The sequence below is a fragment of the Oceanisphaera ostreae genome, from assembly GCF_042676125.1.
GTDB classification, from domain to species: Bacteria; Pseudomonadota; Gammaproteobacteria; order Enterobacterales; family Aeromonadaceae; genus Oceanimonas; species Oceanimonas ostreae.
Genome location: NZ_JBHTJS010000025.1, coordinates 62,362 through 80,990 on the forward strand (window position 1 = coordinate 62,362; position 18,629 = coordinate 80,990).

Annotated in this window: 13 protein-coding genes; 9 read left to right on the forward strand and 4 right to left on the reverse strand. The window is 48.2% G+C overall.

Going from position 1 to position 18,629, the window contains the following annotated elements; genetic code table 11:
- Positions 1–70 precede the first annotated feature (70 nt).
- The gene (trxB, locus tag ACFQ1C_RS06355; protein WP_379557758.1) at positions 71–1,024 is read right to left on the reverse strand and encodes a thioredoxin-disulfide reductase; all 954 of its coding nucleotides are present in this window, start codon (positions 1,022–1,024) and stop codon (positions 71–73) included.
- Positions 1,025–1,633: 609 nt separating this feature from the next.
- On the opposite strand from trxB, the gene lrp reads away from it, so the two are divergent.
- The 5 genes from lrp to serS all read left to right on the forward strand — a co-directional run bounded on the left by lrp (position 1,634) and on the right by serS (position 8,643).
- On the forward strand, positions 1,634–2,149 hold the full coding sequence (gene lrp / locus ACFQ1C_RS06360) for a leucine-responsive transcriptional regulator Lrp (RefSeq protein WP_449290062.1): 516 nt from the start codon (positions 1,634–1,636) through the stop codon (positions 2,147–2,149).
- A 190-nt stretch (positions 2,150–2,339) separates the two neighbouring features.
- Positions 2,340–4,919, forward strand: a complete 2,580-nt coding sequence (locus tag ACFQ1C_RS06365) for a DNA translocase FtsK (RefSeq protein WP_379557759.1) — start codon at positions 2,340–2,342, stop codon at positions 4,917–4,919.
- Entirely contained in the window at positions 4,920–5,528 is a 609-nt protein-coding gene (gene lolA, locus ACFQ1C_RS06370; RefSeq protein WP_379557760.1) for an outer membrane lipoprotein chaperone LolA, read from the forward strand. It begins immediately after the preceding gene.
- A 337-nt stretch (positions 5,529–5,865) separates the two neighbouring features.
- Positions 5,866–7,194, forward strand: coding sequence for a replication-associated recombination protein A (locus tag ACFQ1C_RS06375; RefSeq protein ID WP_379557761.1), 1,329 nt, complete (start codon positions 5,866–5,868; stop codon positions 7,192–7,194).
- 150 nt (positions 7,195–7,344) lie between these two features.
- Positions 7,345–8,643 carry a serine--tRNA ligase gene (gene serS, locus ACFQ1C_RS06380; RefSeq protein ID WP_379557762.1) on the forward strand — a complete coding sequence of 433 codons (1,299 nt, stop codon included), beginning with the start codon at positions 7,345–7,347 and terminating at the stop codon, positions 8,641–8,643.
- 310 nt (positions 8,644–8,953) lie between these two features.
- Here the strand turns inward: serS and ACFQ1C_RS06385 are convergent, their stop codons facing one another.
- Positions 8,954–9,181: a DUF2798 domain-containing protein gene (locus tag ACFQ1C_RS06385; RefSeq protein ID WP_379557763.1), complete on the reverse strand. Its 228-nt coding sequence runs from the start codon at positions 9,179–9,181 to the stop codon at positions 8,954–8,956.
- 319 nt (positions 9,182–9,500) lie between these two features.
- On the opposite strand from ACFQ1C_RS06385, the gene ACFQ1C_RS06390 reads away from it, so the two are divergent.
- The 3 genes from ACFQ1C_RS06390 to purF all read left to right on the forward strand — a co-directional run bounded on the left by ACFQ1C_RS06390 (position 9,501) and on the right by purF (position 13,349).
- The gene (locus tag ACFQ1C_RS06390) at positions 9,501–11,108 is read left to right on the forward strand and encodes an AbgT family transporter (protein ID WP_379557764.1); all 1,608 of its coding nucleotides are present in this window, start codon (positions 9,501–9,503) and stop codon (positions 11,106–11,108) included.
- A 211-nt stretch (positions 11,109–11,319) separates the two neighbouring features.
- Entirely contained in the window at positions 11,320–11,808 is a 489-nt protein-coding gene (locus ACFQ1C_RS06395) for a CvpA family protein (RefSeq protein WP_379557820.1), read from the forward strand.
- A gap of 20 nt (positions 11,809–11,828) precedes the next feature.
- Entirely contained in the window at positions 11,829–13,349 is a 1,521-nt protein-coding gene (purF, locus tag ACFQ1C_RS06400) for an amidophosphoribosyltransferase (RefSeq protein WP_379557765.1), read from the forward strand.
- A 59-nt stretch (positions 13,350–13,408) separates the two neighbouring features.
- Here the strand turns inward: purF and ACFQ1C_RS06405 are convergent, their stop codons facing one another.
- Entirely contained in the window at positions 13,409–14,014 is a 606-nt protein-coding gene (locus tag ACFQ1C_RS06405) for a Yip1 family protein (RefSeq protein WP_379557766.1), read from the reverse strand.
- A gap of 391 nt (positions 14,015–14,405) precedes the next feature.
- Here ACFQ1C_RS06405 and ACFQ1C_RS06410 point away from each other — a divergent pair, with 391 nt between their 5' ends.
- A complete protein-coding gene (locus tag ACFQ1C_RS06410; protein WP_379557767.1) occupies positions 14,406–17,030 on the forward strand; it encodes an EAL domain-containing protein in 2,625 nt (874 codons plus the stop codon).
- 7 nt (positions 17,031–17,037) lie between these two features.
- Here the strand turns inward: ACFQ1C_RS06410 and ACFQ1C_RS06415 are convergent, their stop codons facing one another.
- Positions 17,038–18,615, reverse strand: coding sequence for a sensor domain-containing diguanylate cyclase (locus ACFQ1C_RS06415; RefSeq protein WP_379557768.1), 1,578 nt, complete (start codon positions 18,613–18,615; stop codon positions 17,038–17,040).
- Between the last annotated feature and the right edge of the window lie 14 nt (positions 18,616–18,629).

The following is an 18,629-nucleotide window of genomic DNA, read 5'->3' on the forward strand; positions in this document are numbered from 1 at the left end:
TGGTTTTTAGATCAAAAAACGGCGCTGTATTTAACAGCGCCGTTTTACTTTCAGCTGCTAACTAAATGCTTTACTTCAGCGCGTCTAAATAGCGCTCAGCATCTAGTGCCGCCATACAGCCGGTGCCAGCTGAGGTAATAGCTTGACGGTAGGTGTGATCCATCACATCTCCGGCGGCAAACACGCCTTCGATGCTGGTTTGTGTCGCATTACCTTTCAAACCAGATTGCACGGTGATGTAGCCGTTTTCCATATCCAATTGATCGACAAACATGCTGGTATTTGGCTCGTGTCCGATAGCGATAAACACGCCAGTCAACTCCAGCTCTTCCGTGGCATCGCTTTGAGTATCTTTCAGGCGCACACCGGTTACACCCATGTTGTCACCCAACACTTCTTCTAGCGTACGGTGAGTGTGCAACACAATGTTGCCATTGTTCACTTTGTCCATGAGTCGGTCGAGTAGGATTTTCTCAGAGCGGAACTCGTCACGACGGTGCACCAAGTGCACTTCACTGGCAATGTTCGACAGGTACAAAGCTTCTTCTACCGCGGTATTACCGCCACCAATGACGGCGACTTTTTGGTTACGATAGAAAAAGCCATCACAAGTGGCGCAGGCAGAAACGCCACGACCTTGAAATGCTTCTTCAGAAGGCAGGCCTAAATATTTAGCGGAAGCGCCGGTGGCAATAATCAGTGCATCGCAGCTATATTCGCTGCTGTCGCCTTTAAGACGAAACGGACGCTGGCTAAGATCAACACTGTTAATATGATCAATCAAGATTTCGGTTTCAAAGCGCTCGGCATGAGCTTGCATACGCTCCATAAGCGCCGGGCCCGTTAATCCTTCTGCATCACCTGGCCAGTTTTCTACTTCGGTGGTGGTGGTCAGCTGACCACCTTGTTGAATACCGGTCACTAATACTGGGTTGAGGTTAGCGCGGGCCGCATAGACGGCGGCGGTATATCCTGCAGGACCCGAACCCAGAATTAGCAGTTTGGCATGTTTTGCTTGGCTCATTTGTTGCTCCAACCTTGGCAATAGGCAGATAAAAGTGAGCCCGATTGTAGGGGATAGACACTAGGGAATAAAGCCCAACACAAGTATTGCCACCGTGGGCATAGCCGTAAGCTAAGCGTTGCCTTGGCAGTGGGCAGTCAATTATTTGAAATGGCGAATAGTTATGCAATATAACGAATGTGTCGCTGAGACAGGCTGTGACGCTAAAAAAACAGGGAATAGCTTTTTATAATAATGACTTACAAGCTTAGTCTTGCAGGGTAAGTAAGTGCTTAGTTCATTTGTGTGTGGGCCGTGATAAATATCCTAATTGCCACTACTGTTGGTTTAAATGTCCGCAATTGGTGGTTAAATTTATATTTAATGATGATTTTATGTTGATATCAAACAGATGTGCTATCCGTTTGAATTTTAGCATGCTAAGATGCCGCTAATTAAATTGTGTAGATAATCGTTTTTTTTGTGTATTTATTTGTTTTCTGTTTATGGAATGACGGCAAGCTCAGGCATCACGGCCGGTTGAAATGCGCATCAGTCTAATACCGCTATTGCATTAGGGTGTGGTTTTATGCCATATAGATGTAATGTTCACAGTGGAATGTATCGCTAATGAGTCAAAGGATGGATGAAGTGTTGGATTTGAACAGCAGGCCGAGCAAAGAACTGGATCGTATCGACCGCAATATACTTAATGAGCTGCAGCAAGACGGCCGAATTTCCAATGTCGAATTGTCTAAGCGGGTTGGACTGAGTCCAACGCCTTGCCTAGAGCGGGTGCGTCGTTTAGAACGTCAAGGGTATATCGAAGGTTATACCGCCATCCTTAACCCCCAGTTTTTGGATGCCTCGCTGCTGGTGTTTGTTGAGATCACCCTAAATCGTGGCACGCCAGACGTGTTTGACGAGTTCAACGACGCAGTACAAAAGCTTGAAGAAATTCAAGAGTGCCATTTAGTATCGGGTGATTTTGACTATTTGCTAAAGACACGAGTGGCCGATATGTCGGCTTATCGTAAGTTGCTGGGTGAAACCTTGCTACGCTTACCTGGAGTCAACGACACTCGTACCTATGTTGTCATGGAAGAAGTGAAGCAGAGTAATCGTCTGGTAATAAATACCCGATAAACTGTGCTAATGTGCTCGCCTCTGGTATTTTTATACGGGGCTGGGCACACGAACCTCCTGATCCTGCGAGCGGCCCCGGCCGCTCGTTTGTCGTTTGAGTGCTGGCGACTTTTTTTGTCGCAGTTGATGTTAAGGTCAACAGACCCTAGCTGTTATTGCGAAACTTAATTTTAAAGTGAGGAGCGGGCGTTTGGCGGAGAAAAAGCTGTTTACTCCCATGTCTGGTTTACAGCGTCTGTTTGAAGCCGGATTGATCACCATTATTTTATTGGCGATCTTCATGATGCTGTCTTTGGTGTCTTACCACCCATCAGATCCGGGCTGGTCACAAACTGCCTGGGGGGGAGATATTCTTAATGCTGCCGGGCCTGCAGGGGCTTGGCTGGCAGATATTCTGTTGTTTATCTTTGGTTTTTCGGCTTATTTAATGCCATTAGTGATGGTGTTGGTTGGCTGGGGCACCCTATGGCGCCCGCGTGCTTTAAGCGATATCTGCTATTTAACGCTGAGCTTGCGTATTATTGGTTTTTTAATGGTGCTGTTGAGTCTGCAGGGCTTAGCCAGCATGAATTTAGGCAATATATATTACTTTTCGTCTGGCGGCCTTATTGGCGACATGCTGGCATCAGCATTAGGTCCGGTGTTTGGTGCCTTGGGCACCACCTTGCTGTTGCTATGTGCATTTGCCACTGGCGTCACGTTTTTTACCGGATGGTCTTGGTTGCTGATTGTTGAGCGCCTTGGGGCCGGAGCATTAAATGCGCCACAGTGGTTTGGTTCGCTTCCCCAGCGTATTGCCGATTGGCAGGCCAACACCTTTTCACGTGGCGAGCCTAAGTTTGTACAGCCATTGGTGGTCGCTGAATCTAATGAGGTGGCTGGCGCTGCGCCAGAAAGTGGCTTTGCCGGATGGCGCCGCTTTAAAGACCGTCTTGCTAGCCCTAGCAACACCGAGTTAGCACCTGAACCTGATGAATCAACAATAGAACAATATGATCCCTTATTGGCACCGCTGCCTGCGGTGAGCGAAGCACGCCCTAAGCTACAGAAAAAAATGCCTCCAGTACGTAAAGAGCCGATAATGGGAGATGTGGGTGAGCCTGAGGCTGCCATGGCAACCATTGCCGAAGAAAACGGTTGGGCACTGGATGATGAAGACGATGAAGAAGATGATCTTGACTTACCTTGGCTAAAAGAAGATGAAGCAACAGAGTCCGTGTCTGCCCCTGCTCCTGTGCCTCCTCGTCCGGTCAGCCCGCGCCGCGATGTCATGTCGATGCCATCAGTCGAGTTATTAGACTTACCTAAGCCGCGCCAACACACGGTAAGTGAAGCTGAATTAGACCGCATTGCTCGTTTGGTAGAGGCTAAATTGGCTGACTATAACGTGCAGGCCAACGTGGTAGGCGTCTATCCAGGGCCCGTTATTACGCGCTTTGAATTAGACTTAGCACCGGGCATTAAGGTTAGTAAAATTAGCCGTTTGGATCGCGACTTAGCTCGCTCTTTATCCGCCATTAGTGTGCGAGTAGTGGAGGTTATTCCTGGTAAACCTTATATCGGGTTAGAGTTGCCAAATACGCGCCGTGACACCGTGTATTTACGTGAAGTGATGGACAGTAAAGCGTTTGCCGATAGCAAACACCCGCTTACGCTGGTGTTAGGGCAAGATATTGCCGGTGAACCGGTTATTGTGAATTTGGGCAAAATGCCGCACGTCTTGGTGGCAGGTACTACGGGTTCCGGTAAGTCGGTAGGCGTGAACGTGATGATCTTGTCCATTTTGTATAAGGCCACGCCCGAAGAAGTACGCTTTATTATGATTGACCCCAAAATGCTGGAATTATCGGTGTATGAAGGCATTCCACACTTGCTGACCGAAGTGGTCACCGATATGAAAGATGCCGCCAATGCACTGCGCTGGTGTGTGGGTGAAATGGAGCGACGCTATAAGTTGCTGTCGGCGGTAGGCGTGCGTAACCTGCAGGGCTATAACACTAAAGTGCAAGCCGCCATTGATGCCGGTGATCCGATACGTGATCCCTTGTGGGATCCAACACAATCTATGGACACCTCTCCTCCTGCATTAGAAAAACTGCCGCACATTGTGGTGGTGATCGATGAATTTGCCGACATGATGATGATAGTGGGCAAAAAGGTAGAAGAGTTAATAGCCCGAATTGCGCAAAAAGCGCGAGCGGCAGGTATTCACCTGATTTTGGCAACGCAGCGACCGTCGGTGGATGTGATCACCGGCCTCATTAAGGCCAACATCCCTACTCGAATGTCATTTCAGGTATCCAGTAAAATAGACTCACGCACTATTCTCGACCAACAGGGTGCAGAGTCACTGCTTGGTATGGGTGACATGCTGTATATGCCCGCGGGCGAGAGCACGCCTACTCGAGTACATGGTGCTTTTGTGGATGATCATGAAGTGCATAAAGTAGTGGCAGCGTGGAAAGCGCGCGGCGAGCCTAATTATATTGAAGACATCTTAAGTGGTGATGTGGGTGCCGATGGGCTGTTACCTGGTGAAGTAGCTGAAGGCGGCGACCAAGAAGACGACGCTTTGTATGACGAAGCGGTAGCTTATGTCGTAGAGACGCGTCGTGGCTCTATCTCTGGGGTGCAACGTCAGCTTAAAGTAGGATACAACCGCGCCGCTCGACTAATAGAACAAATGGAAAGACAAGGTATTGTTAGTGAGCCTATGGGCAGCGGCCAACGTGAAGTATTGGCACCTCCGCCAGTTAGGGAGCGAAATTAAATGAACAAGATAGCCGCGTTAAGTATTTTATTATGGTCAGTTAGTGCCACTGCATTGGCCGATGCACGAGCCGAGCTACAACAAAAGCTAGCTACCTTTGACCGTTTTTCTGCCGACTTCAGTCAGCAGGTATTCGATGAGCAAGGTGAGCCGATGCAAAGTGCTAATGGCACCATGGCATTGGCGCACCCCGATCGTTTCCGTTGGCATACGAAGTCACCAGATGAAAGCGTGATTGTATCTGACGGCAACAGCGTGTGGATGTATGACCCGTTTGTAGAGCAGGTCAGCATAGCACCGCTAGAAGAGGCGATTCAGAATACGCCTTTTCTATTAATCGCTGGGGGCGATGGCAAGCGCTGGCAGCAATATGACGTGTCACGCAAAGGCGATGCCTATGTGGTGACCAGTAAAGATCCCGGTGAACTGATCAGTCAGTTTAGCCTGAGCTTTGACAATCGTAACCGTATTCAGCGTTTTACGGTGCTGGAGTCCGGTGGTCAGCGTAGTGAATTCAGCTTAAGTAAGGTAAACACCACGCCGCAGACAAAGGTTAGCAACTTCACCTTTACGCCCCCCAAAGGCGTAATGATAGACGACCAACGCTGAAGACAAAGCTGTCAGCGGTAAGCTTAAAGCTGGAAGAAAAAACGGTGCCAAGCAAAGAATGATAACACGGCCAAAATCGGTCGAATAAATTCGACACTACAAAAGGCCAGCCAAACCCTAACCTTCGTCATTGCGAGGAGTGCAACGACGCGGCAATCTATGTTTGAGCATTGCACGAGCTTACAGAATGGATTGCCGCGCTGCGCTCGCAAAGGCGGGATAAGGGCATAATAAGAGAGCCTGAGCGGTGTAAAACTAACGCAAAATCTTGACGGCCAACAGAATATCAACAAAACAATGTAGGCTGGACGTTTTGTTTACGTGGAGATGAAATGACATGAGTACCTTGAGTCTCGACTTTGAACAAGACGACTTTCGCCCGCTAGCGGCGCGCATGCGCCCACAGCGACTCGAGCAATATCTGGGGCAAGCCCATATTCTTGGGCCAGATAAGCCGCTGCGCCGGGCGTTGGAAGCAGGGCATTGTCATTCCATGATCCTGTGGGGCCCGCCAGGCACCGGCAAAACCACCTTGGCCGAGTTAATTGGCCATTATTGCGATGCTCAAATAGAGCGGGTGTCGGCGGTGACCTCGGGTGTGAAAGAAATTCGCGCCGCTATTGAACGAGCTCGAGAGCATAAACTGGCCGGTCGGCGCACTATCTTGTTTGTGGATGAGGTGCATCGTTTTAATAAGTCTCAGCAAGATGCTTTTTTACCACATATAGAAGACGGCACCGTGACCTTTATTGGTGCCACCACCGAAAACCCCTCCTTTGAATTAAACAACGCCTTATTGTCTCGGGCGCGCGTTTATTTGCTAAAGCGCCTAGAGCCACAAGACATAGAGCAGATGATAGCGCAGGCGCTCACTGATGAACGAGGCCTTGCCGAACAGGGCATTGAGCTGGCTGATGGCGTGCAGCGTGCATTGGCCGAATTAGTGGATGGTGATGGTCGCAAGGCGTTAAACTACCTAGAGCTACTGGCAGACATGGCTGAGCTACAGGGCGATGTGCGCCACATCGACCTTCCCTTGTTAGCCGAGGTAACCGGTGAGCGTTTGGCGCGTTTCGATAATCAGGGCGATATGTATTACGACTTGATATCGGCGATTCATAAGTCGATTCGAGGGTCTAACCCCGATGCGGGCCTGTATTGGTATGCGCGCATGATCAGTGCCGGTTGCGACCCCTTGTACATTGCCCGTCGCCTGTTAGCTATTGCATCAGAAGACATCGGCTTAGCCGATCCTAAAGCCATGGAAGTGGCATTAATGGCTTGGGATTGCTTTACTCGAGTGGGGCCTGCGGAAGGGGAACGGGCTATTGCTCAAGCTATCGTCTACCTTGCCTGTGCACCCAAAAGTAACGCCCTGTATACCGCCTGGAATACCGCTTTAAAAGAGGCGCGCGAGTTGCCCGATTACGATGTGCCGATGCACCTTCGCAACGCCCCCACTAAGTTGATGAAAGAGCTGGGGCACGGGTCTGAGTATCGCTATGCGCACCATGAGCCGGGCGCCTATGCCGCGGGTGAAACTTACTTGCCTGAAGCATTGGCAGGGCGGCGCTATTATCAGCCTAACGATCGTGGCTTCGAGAAAAAAGTGAAAGCCAAGCTCGATTATCTAGATAACCTCGACCGACTATCCAAAAAGCCTTGAGCTTAGTTGGCTCTGCGTCGGGCGGCTGTTAAACTTAGGCATAATTTAGTGGCTTTAACGCTGCGCGTTTATAGGCAAGCACTTAACATAGGTCTTAACGCCGCATTTAACACGACACTTAACGCACACATGCATTTAATAAGGTAACTCATGCTGGATTCCAAATACTTGCGCGGCGACATTGCCGACACGGCGGCAAAGCTTGCCAGCCGAGGCTTTACGCTCGACATTACATTGTTTAATCGCCTTGAAGAACAGCGTAAGTCGTTGCAGTCTCGCACTCAAGAATTGCAGGCCGACCGCAACGCACGCTCTAAAGCCATTGGCTTAGCAGCGCGTAACGGCGAAGACATAGTGCCATTGAAGGCGGCAGTAACCAGCATTAATGACGAGCTAGATGGCTGTAAAGTCGAGTTAGATACATTGCTTAACGAGATTGAAGCTTTTAATGCGGCCCTGCCAAACCTGCCCCATGAGTCGGTACCGGTAGGCAAAAACGAAGACGATAACGAGCTGGTACGCGTGTGGGGAGAGCCTACGGCATTTGATTTTGAGCCCAAAGATCACGTGGCGCTGGGCGAAGCCTTGGCCGGATTAGATTTTAAAGGCGCAGTTAAGGTTTCAGGCTCTCGCTTTGTGATCATGCAGGGGCAAATTGCTCGTATGCACCGTGCATTAGCACAATATATGCTGGATTTACACACCCTAGAGCACGGTTACACCGAGTGCTATGTGCCATATCTGGTGAACAGCGACAGCCTGTTTGGTACTGGCCAGCTGCCTAAGTTTTCTGCCGACTTGTTTCACACCGCCATTGAAGGCGAAGGCGACGAAGCCGGCAACACACGTCGTTTCTCACTGATCCCAACGGCGGAAGTACCACTGACGAATATTGGCCGCGATGAAATTTATGAGGCCAGTGAATTGCCGCTGAAATTGACTGCTCATTCTCCTTGTTTTCGCTCCGAAGCCGGCTCTTATGGCCGTGATACTCGAGGCTTGGTGCGTATGCACCAGTTTGACAAGGTAGAAATGGTGCAGCTGGTGCATCCCGATACGTCGTGGGACACCCTAGAAGAAATGGTCGGCCATGCCGAAAAAGTACTGCAGGGCTTAAAGTTGCCGTATCGGGTAATGGCGCTATGCACCGGCGATATGGGCTTTGGTGCCGCTAAAACCTATGACTTAGAAGTCTGGTTACCGGCACAAGATACCTACCGAGAAATTTCTTCAGTATCAAACTGTGGTGATTTTCAGGCGCGCCGCATGCAGGCCCGCGTACGCGGCGCTGATGGCAAGCCACAGTTGTTGCACACGTTGAATGGTTCAGGACTGGCCGTTGGTCGTACTCTGGTAGCTGTACTGGAGAATTACCAGCAGGAAGACGGTCGTATTGCCGTTCCCGAAATACTGCAGCCGTACATGGGTGGCTTGCAATTTATCGGTTAATAAACAACCGTTAATATCTAGCAAGCACTGCAGTTATTGAATAAAGCCGCAGGCCAGCAACCTTACCGTTGTCTGGCTTGCGGCTTTTTTGTTGGGAGTGAAGAGAAGCACGCTGTCTACAGACCATTCGCTGCTCACAGACAACTCGATGCTTATAAAGAGGTAACAGAGATGGCCTCCGCGACCGTGACATGCCAAGGATGGCATGTCCGAGCTTACATGGGTGTATTCGTAGCGTGTCATGGGAGGCGGCTGTGTTACCTCAGACGTTCCGACCCAACACCTGACCAAATATTTAATGTGATTGGTATTACTTGATTGTTAATCGTTGCGCCAGCCGTTGCAAATGCGGCGCGCCGACCAGCATTAACATAAACGCCACTGGCCAGGCGACATAAAAAGCCTGCCACCAGCGCGATAAAAAACCGTCATTAAGCCCAGTATTCACCCCTGTGACCAAACCAGTCATTATCGTTACCATATAAATAGACATCAGAATCGGAAAAACCAAGTTGGCGAAGCGGCGGGGAAAGAGCATGAAGTAATCCCTGAATTTTTATACGAATAAAGCTCATTGTAACCTGCATTACTGCTTGCGACTAAACCGAAAGCACACAATAGTTTCATGAAATTACCAGATGTTAGTCATATTATTTATAAAAATATAACAATTTAGCATCATGTGTCATTGATGAACTTTCTTCTCTGTGTATAATCCACCATCATTTTTTGATATGCCAGCATTACCATTCGTCGATAAGTATTCAGGTGGTTTTATTGTCTGTTAATTCGGTTGATGGTTGTCTGATCTGTTTGTCTGGCTATGCCGGATGCTTGGTTTTGATGGAGAAAAAGACATGACGTCGCGTTCAACTGAATATAAAGGTGCTCCCCAGAGTGGAGCTGACAAAAAAGGTGGGTTTACCCGCTTTTTGGATACCGTTGAATGGTTAGGCAATTTATTGCCGCATCCCATTACTTTGTTTGCCATTCTCTGTGCCGTTATTTTAATCGCATCGGGTATTGCCGGATATTTTGAACTGAGTGTGGCTGACCCTCGCCCTGAAGGCGTAGCGGGGCGAGCCACTGATGGCATGATCCAGGTGGTGAGTCTGCTAAATGGCGAAGGCCTGTCACGTATTGTGGGCAGCCTAGTGAGCAACTTTACCGGCTTTGCTCCCTTGGGCACCGTACTGGTCGCGCTGCTGGGCGTGGGCATTGCCGAGCATTCCGGCCTCTTGTCTGCCACCATGCGCGGCTTGGTGATGAATGCGTCCAAGCGTATGGTTACGGTAACAGTGGTGTTTGCGGGGATAGTCTCCAACACCGCGTCTGAGTTGGGTTATGTGGTGCTGATCCCGCTGGCGGCGATGATCTTTCATTCACTCGGGCGTCACCCTCTGGCAGGGTTAGCGGCGGCGTTTGCCGGTGTGTCGGGTGGCTACAGTGCCAACTTGCTATTAGGCACGGTTGATCCGCTGCTATCGGGTATCACTCAAACGGCGGCGAACATCATTGATCCCGAATATGTGGTGGGGCCAGAAGTAAACTGGTACTTCATGTTTGTGAGTACCTTTGTTATTGCCGCGTTAGGCGCGTTTGTTACCGAGAAAATCGTCGAGCCTAAGCTGGGTAAATATAATGAGGCCGACGCTGCCGGTGATCTCGATATGACTGGCATGGGGCGGGTGACACCGGCCGAGAAACGCGCCCTTAAAGGGGCGGGTCTGGCTGCTCTGGCAGTGTGTGCATTACTGGCGTTGACCATAGTGCCCGAAAACGGTGTGTTACGTCATCCGGTAACCGGCGATATTGCCGGCTCCCCGTTTCTAAAGGGCATAGTGGCCTTTATTTTTGTGTTTTTTGCCATTCCCGGTTTTGTATATGGTCGTATGATCGGCACCATGAATAGCGATCGAGACGTGATTGATGCCATGTCGAAAAGCATGAGCTCTATGGGTATGTACATAGTGTTGGTATTTTTTGCCGCTCAGTTTGTCGCGTTTTTCAGCTGGACCAATTTTGGTACCGTAGTGGCAGTACAGGGAGCCACCTTTCTACAGAATATAGGGCTGACCGGCCCCATGCTGATGTTGTGTTTCATCGTACTGTGCGGCTTTATCAATCTGATGTTGGGCTCGGCGTCTGCCCAGTGGGCAGTAACGGCACCTATTTTTGTGCCCATGCTGATGCTGGTGGGCTACTCGCCAGAAGTGATCCAAGCGGCATATCGCATTGGTGACTCGACCACCAATATCATCACGCCCATGATGAGCTACTTTGGTTTGATTATGGCGGTGGCGGCCCGGTACAAGAAAGACTTGGGCATAGGCACCCTGATGGCCATGATGCTGCCCTATTCGATAGTATTTTTGTTAGGATGGAGCCTGCTCTTCTTTTTGTGGGTATTTGTATTCGGCCTACCAGTGGGGCCTGGTGCGGCTACTTTTTATAACGGTTTGTAAGTTGACCTGTTAGACAGATTATCTTGTCATCTTAGTCAGGTCATCACTCAGAGACGTTCGGCGCGGGTAACTGCGCCGAACCTTTTTTATTTAACAAGGCTTAGCAAAAGAATAGTTTGATGTTGAACGAAGTTTATCCGTTTTTCTTTCGCTTTTTGGCATCGTCCTTTGGTAGAATACGCAACATTAACGAGGTCCTCGGCAGCAGATGATGGTTTGGATAGATTATGTAATTCTAGGCATTATCGGCCTCTCGGCCGTCATTAGCCTGATCAGGGGTTTCGTAAAAGAAGCGATGTCACTGGTCACCTGGTTTGCCGCTTTCTTTGTTGCCAGCCAGTTTTATGCAGATTTGAGTACGTTACTCGACATTTCAGATCCTCTCGTGCGCAATGGTACCGCTATTGCCATCCTATTTGTGTTAACCCTCATCCTGGGTGCGCTAGTCAATTACATCGTCGGTGAGCTGGTCACAAAAACCGGACTGTCAGGCACAGATCGTGTACTGGGAGTGTGTTTTGGTGCGGTGCGTGGTGTATTGATAGTGGCCGCTTTAATCTTTTTTATCGATACCATGACAGCTTTTTCTCAAAGTCTGTGGTGGCAACAATCCCGGTTAATTCCGGAGTTCGGTATTATTATCCAGTGGTTCTTCAGCCTGGTGCAAAATTCATCCAGCTTTTTACCCCCCAAGCCATAATGAATTGAGGAAATTAGGACATGTGTGGGATTGTCGGAATTCAAGGTACGACTCCAGTAAATCAGGCGTTATATGACGCCCTAACCGTACTGCAACACCGAGGCCAAGATGCGGCCGGGATCGTGACCATAGATGGTGATACGCTGCGCCAGCGTAAAGCCAATGGCTTGGTGCGAGAAGTGTTTGAAGAACGCCACATGGAGCGTCTAATTGGCAACGTCGGCATTGGCCATGTGCGTTACCCTACCGCAGGCAGCAGCAGTGTGGCACAGGCGCAGCCTTTTTATGTTAACTCTCCCTTTGGTATTGCGCTGGCACACAACGGTAATTTGACCAATGCGCGCGAGCTCAAAGAAGAGCAGTTTCGCGTTGCTCGCCGCCACATCAATACCAGCTCCGACTCTGAAATTTTACTTAACGTGCTAGCGCACGAGCTTGATCAGCAAACACAAAACTTACACCTCGAACCTAAGCACGTGTTTGCTGCTATCAGTCAAGTACATGAAAAAGTCAGAGGCGCTTACGCGACGGTGGCGGTTATTATTGGCCATGGCATGCTAGCGTTTCGTGACCCTAATGGTATTCGCCCGCTAGTATTAGGCAAGCGCGATTGCGAACAGAGCGGCACCGAATATATGGTGGCGTCAGAAAGCGTGGCACTGAATTCGGTAGGCTTTAGCCTGATCCGTGATGTAGCACCCGGAGAGGCCGTCTATATCACTCAGGACGGCGAGCTATTTACCCAGCAATGCGCCGCCGCGCCACAGCACCAGTCCTGTATTTTTGAATATGTGTATTTTGCTCGTCCAGACTCTTTCATTGACAAGGTCTCGGTATATGGGGCTAGAGCAAAAATGGGCCAAAAACTGGGCGATAAAATAGCACGGGAATGGGAAGATTTAGAGATTGATGTGGTGATCCCTATCCCTGAAACCTCGTGCGATATTGCCCTCGAAATAGCCCATAACCTAGACTTGCCTTATCGGCAGGGCTTCGTAAAAAATCGCTATATTGGCCGTACTTTTATTATGCCCGGCCAGCTACAACGTCAGCAGTCGGTACGGCGCAAGCTTAATGCCATTCCGTCTGAATTTGCCGGCAAAAATGTGCTGCTAGTGGATGACTCCATTGTACGAGGCACCACCTCGGAGCAAATTATTAAAATGGCCCGCGAAGCCGGTGCCAAAAAAGTATACTTTGCGTCTGCCGCCCCCGAGATCCGTTTCCCGAATGTGTATGGCATTGATATGCCCTCGGTTAACGAGCTGATTGCGTATGGCCGAGAAGTGGATGAAATCTGTCAGTTGATTGGTGCCGACGGACTTATCTTTCAGGAGCTAACAGACTTGGAAGATGCGGTACGTCATTTCAATCCTGATCTGCGACATTTTGAAACCTCGGTCTTCACCGGCGAATACGTTACTCAAGACGTGAATCAAGCGTATTTAGACGAGCTAAATGCGATACGTAACGACAATACCAAACAATCTGACTGCAGTGACAATAGTCATCTTGCTGTTTACAACGAAGGTCAGCCATAACGGCGCTTTAAGCAATAAAAAGGGGCCGAAAGGCCCCTTTTTTGTATCTAATAAACGCGTTAGTGGGTATATACGGGGCCAAACCCTATGCTCCATACGATGACCGACCCAACCATAATACACACCAGCAATACCAAGCCGGCCGTCACCACTGAGCTGGAGTAGATAAAACCTCGCTCTTCGGGAATGTGCATGATGATGGGAATGCCAGAGTACAGTAGATAAACCGAGTAGGCGACCCCGGCTAATCCCACGGCCATCAAAAAAATAGGCTCAGGATAAAACAGTGCTAAGCCGGTCATAAATAAGGGGGTCGCGGTATAGGAAGAAAGCTCAACTGTGTGGCTAAAGCTAGGATTAGCACCAAAGGTTTTTGCCATCCAGAACATCAAATAAGAGAGGGCAAATACACCGATAATCAGCGTAAAATACATACCGACGGCCATTACTAGCGCGCTCTCGTGCGTCAACATCGTATTATTAGTGTGGCTGTATCCTAGGTTCCAGCCAATGAGTGTCGTTGAAAAGTAGGCGCACACCGAGGGGATTAGCGCGATAAGCGCCAAGTGTATCAAGCTGTGGCTAAAACTTTCGTGGTGATTGTCTATGTTGCGCCATTCGGTTTTAGGGCGCGCATACAAACCCCAGATACGATTGAAAATCATAGGCTGATACCTCTTCATTATGGCCTTCACGATGGGGTTTATCTTGGAGTAACTCAAGATAGCGGATCGTTATATTTGCATAATGACCGGCCACTAAGCGTTTAAGCATCTTACCTGTGGCTGTTATGCTGAACTAAGTATAAACCACATATGTAGCTCTGCCTGTTTGTGACAAATAAAGTATGGCTCATAGACTGTTTATTTTATGGCGCAAGATATTTTTTGTTGTGGCTTTAAAAGTAATAGAAGGTTACTTATTTATTTCATCTGGATATAACGAATAGTGGAATGCTACACTGTGGCTCTAGATGTACTATGCTTAACCACCATTTAGGTCAGTGGCGGCTTTCATCAGCGTGCATTCCATAAACAGAGCAACTGTAATCTTCCTATGCTGATATCTATTATTGAACAGGCCATTCTTATACTTGCCTCTGGTTGGCTATTGACCATGAACGTACGGGTAATGCAGCTATTTCCTCGATTACTCCCGTTAACCACCGGGCTTTGGTTTGGTATTGTCACCATTGCTTGTGTATCGGCTCCCTTTAATATTGGGCCGGGTGTTATGCTGGATTTGGCAGAAGCGGTGATGTTTGTAGCGGGCTTATTAGGGGGGGCTCTTACCGGCAGTGTGGCCTTTATACTGGCGGCAGGGTTTCAATTTTTGGTAGATGATTCAGGATCCTCTGTAAGCATCATTAGTACGACACTGGCCTTATTACTTGGCTTATTTGTACGTTATTGTCATCAACGAGGTTGGCTTACGTTTCATATACGCCACCTCTTACCTGTCATTTTATTACTGCACGTTATAGGTATTGGTTTGCTCTACGTCACCGTAGAGACGCAATTAAAACTGCATTTATTATCCATGACGATACCGTTTCTTATTGTGGCGGTTCCGCTCACTTTAATGTTAATTTTTATCATTAAAGATGCGGAGCGCCGTCAGCAAGAGCAGCAGGCATTACGCAACAGTCAGGCTCGTTTACTGGCGATAACCAGTGCTTTGCCCGACATGATGAGCGTCATTGACGACAACGGTAATTATCTCGACGTTATGGCCGATAATTATATTTTTCCCTACGATAAAGATATGAGGGTAGTTGGGAATAATATTCGAGATGTTTATGACACATTGCATGTCGAGCGCTTAATGCATTTTATCACCGACACCATAAGGCAGAAAAAGGTCACTCATATGGTGTTTGAGCTGAAGGTTGGTGAACAATGGCGGACTTTTGAAAGTGTGGCGCAAGTATTAGAAAGTGACTTGGGTGGGCACCGTGCAGTTGTAATATTAAGTCGAGATATTAGTGGACGCATTAAAGATGAAACCGATTTGCGTATTGCAGCCGTTGCTTTTGAGCGTTTTCAGGGCCTGCTAGTTACCGATAAAAATAATTGTATATTGCGTGTTAATCGTGCATTCACCGAAATAACCGGTTATAGCGAAGAGGAGATGCTTGGTAAAACACCTGCCATGTTTAAGTCTGGGCTGCATGGCAAAGCCTTTTACCGTGATATGTGGCATGACATTAATATTCATGGCCACTGGCAGGGCGAAGTGTATGACAAGCGAAAATCGGGAGAAGTCTATCCGCAATGGCTGTCGATTAGTGCGGTAAAAAACCATCAAGGTAAAATCAGTCATTATGTCGCGGGTATAACAGATATTAGCGCCCAGAAAGAAGATGCTAAAAAAATTCACCACCTAGCATATTATGACAGCTTAACTGGACTACCTAACCGCCGCTTATTGCTCAATCGTATTAAACAAATACAAACAGACTGTACTAAGAGAAGCACTTTGGGTGCGGTTATTTTTATCGACCTAGATCACTTTAAAAATGTGAATAATTTGTGGGGGCATGCAGTAGGCGACAAACTGTTGTTACATGTAGCCGATCAGTTATGCGGTAAATTAACTGAGGAGGACAGTCTTGCTAGATTAGGCAGTGATCAATTTGTGCTTGCGCTTGGAGCACGAGCCAATAATGAAACTCAACTCATTGAACAACTAGATCATTATAGCCAAGTATTGTTGAATCTCCTTGATCAGCCTTATACCCATGGCGAGCAAAGTTTGCGTAGCAGTGCTTGTTTGGGGATTGCCGTGCTAGACAGCTCAGAGCAGCCGCCTGAAGAATTACTGCGCCAAGCTGAGTTAGCCATGTATGCCGCTAAGGCAGGTGGTAAAGGCGAGCGTCGCTTCTTTAGCCCACGCATGCAAGATGTGATATCAGAGCGTTTATTGCTAGAAGAAGACATCAACCGCGGTGTGGCAGCACAAGAATTTTGTGTATATTTTCAGGCGCAGTTCAATAGCAATAACGATCTAATTGGCGCTGAAGCGCTAGTGCGATGGCAACATCCTATTCGAGGCCTGTTAGCCCCCGGTGCCTTTATTGGCGTAGCCGAAGCCGCGGGTATTATGAGCAAAATAGACCGTGTGGTGCTGTTACGTTCTTGCGAACAAATGGCAATCTGGGCACAAACTCCGATTTTTAAAGACATAACGGTATCAGTCAACATCAGTCCGGCTCAACTGTACCAGCAGGGTTTTGTTGAGGAAGTGCTTAAAGTTGTACAAGAGACGGGTGCTAATCCTACATTGTTAAAACTAGAGTTAACCGAGTCAATGCTCGTCACGGATATGCATCAAGCTATTGAGCGTATGCGGCGATTTAAAGAGGCGGGTATTCGTTTTGCTATTGATGATTTCGGTACCGGTTATTCATCGCTACAGTACTTGCAGCAACTCCCGCTAGACCAACTTAAAATAGATCAATCATTTGTACGACGCCTACCCGAAGACAACAGCAGTCTGGCTATCATTCGCGCCGTTATTGCCATGGCAACCAGCCTCGGGTTAGAAGTGATTGCAGAGGGGCTCGAAACTAAAGCCCAGCGCGATATGTTGTTGGCTAACGGTTGTCGTTTATATCAAGGCTATTTATACGCTAAGCCGCAACCCGCCGATCAAGTGAAAACTTTGTGCGAGATTAAGTAGGTTAAGACTAAGGTGTGATGTTGCCTGCGGTGACTGTGCGATTTCGCCCTTGCTGCTTAGCTTGGTACAAAGCTTGATCTGCCTGTTTGAGTATCGAGTTAATGATAACGGGATCGCCAGGCCAATAAGCAATACCTAATGAGATGGTGATAAACCCAGCCGTTGGCATATTAAATTCGGCCACTTGCAAGCGTAGTCGCTCAGCTACCGTAAGGGCAGTGCTTAGTGTGGTGTCTGGCAAAAATATTATAAACTCCTCCCCACCACTGCGGCATAAAGCATCTTCTTTACGCGCATTATTTTTCATCAGGGCTGCCAACGCTTTAATCACCATGTCACCCACATCATGACCGTAGCTGTCATTTACCCGTTTAAAATGGTCGATATCCAGCGTAACCACGGCAAAAGAACGCTGTTTTTCTTGATATTGATCCAGCATCTGCTGCATGCCTCGTCGGTTGAGTAATCCGGTCATTACATCTGTGTGGCTATCGGTATGCAATTGGCTAATTTTATCGTTGAGCAAGCCCGTGCCTTTTAGAATTGCTAGCTTAAGTTGAGCGGCTTCAAAGTACCAAGAGCGGACGCTAGAAATATTTCCCTGCGCCTCTTTTTTATCGATTAATTGGGCGTTATACGCCAGCTGCCAAAGCGGTCTAGAAATAAAAACAGCGGATAGCCAGATACCGAGCAGTGTAAGAAAAGTAAGGGGCAGAGCTTTTATAAACACACTCACAATATGGCCGTCTAGCCCTGCCAAAGTGGCTTGTTTGGGTCGTTGTGCAACCACTCCCCAGCCAGCTCGCTTAACAGGAGCAAAGCCGGCTAACATTTCAATTCCTTTAGAGTTGAACAGGGCATGAGCATCTTCTTTACCCGCAACCACGTCATCGATAGCGATGTTGTTGGCTATCTTTTGGCCGATACGCTCCTTATTAGGATGATAGATAAGTGTTTTATTACGGTCGACCACATAGAGGTAAGAGCCGTCATGGTAATAATGCTTGCCTAGAATAGCGCCCAGTATGTTGTCTTGTTCTAAATAGATAGAACCCCCAATATAGCCTTGGTAGTCACCATTAGCGGAAAATATTGGGTGCGACAAGTTGATCATATAATTACCTAGGGGCGAAACATAGGGGTCAGTAATTAATGGTTGTTTGGCTTCAAGATGCTGCGGTGCGTTAGTCGAGTTAACCTTAACCCCTTTTAGATCGAGGGTTTGCGGAGATGCCGCTATCACAGTCCCTGTTGCGTTGACGACATAAACCGAGTTAAAAGTGCCAGATTGTTGATGCAGACGACGCGTCTCGTCCATCAGAATGTCATTGTTATCCATCTGAGAGCTCAAAAAATTGGCACTGTAGGAGAGATTACTCTGTGTGGTCTTGAGAAAGGCATCGGTCACTTCGGCCAGCTTGGTTGCATAGACCCGGTTGGCTTCTAAGGTATTATTGATAAGTAATGTTCGCTGAACCTCGTAGGTGGCGTAAAAGCTGTTACCTGAGGTGATCAGTACACTCAGCACTGCCAACGAGAGAATAAGAGTGCGAAGATTAATTTTTGTAAGTGAACGAAGCAACATATGGGCAAGAAAAC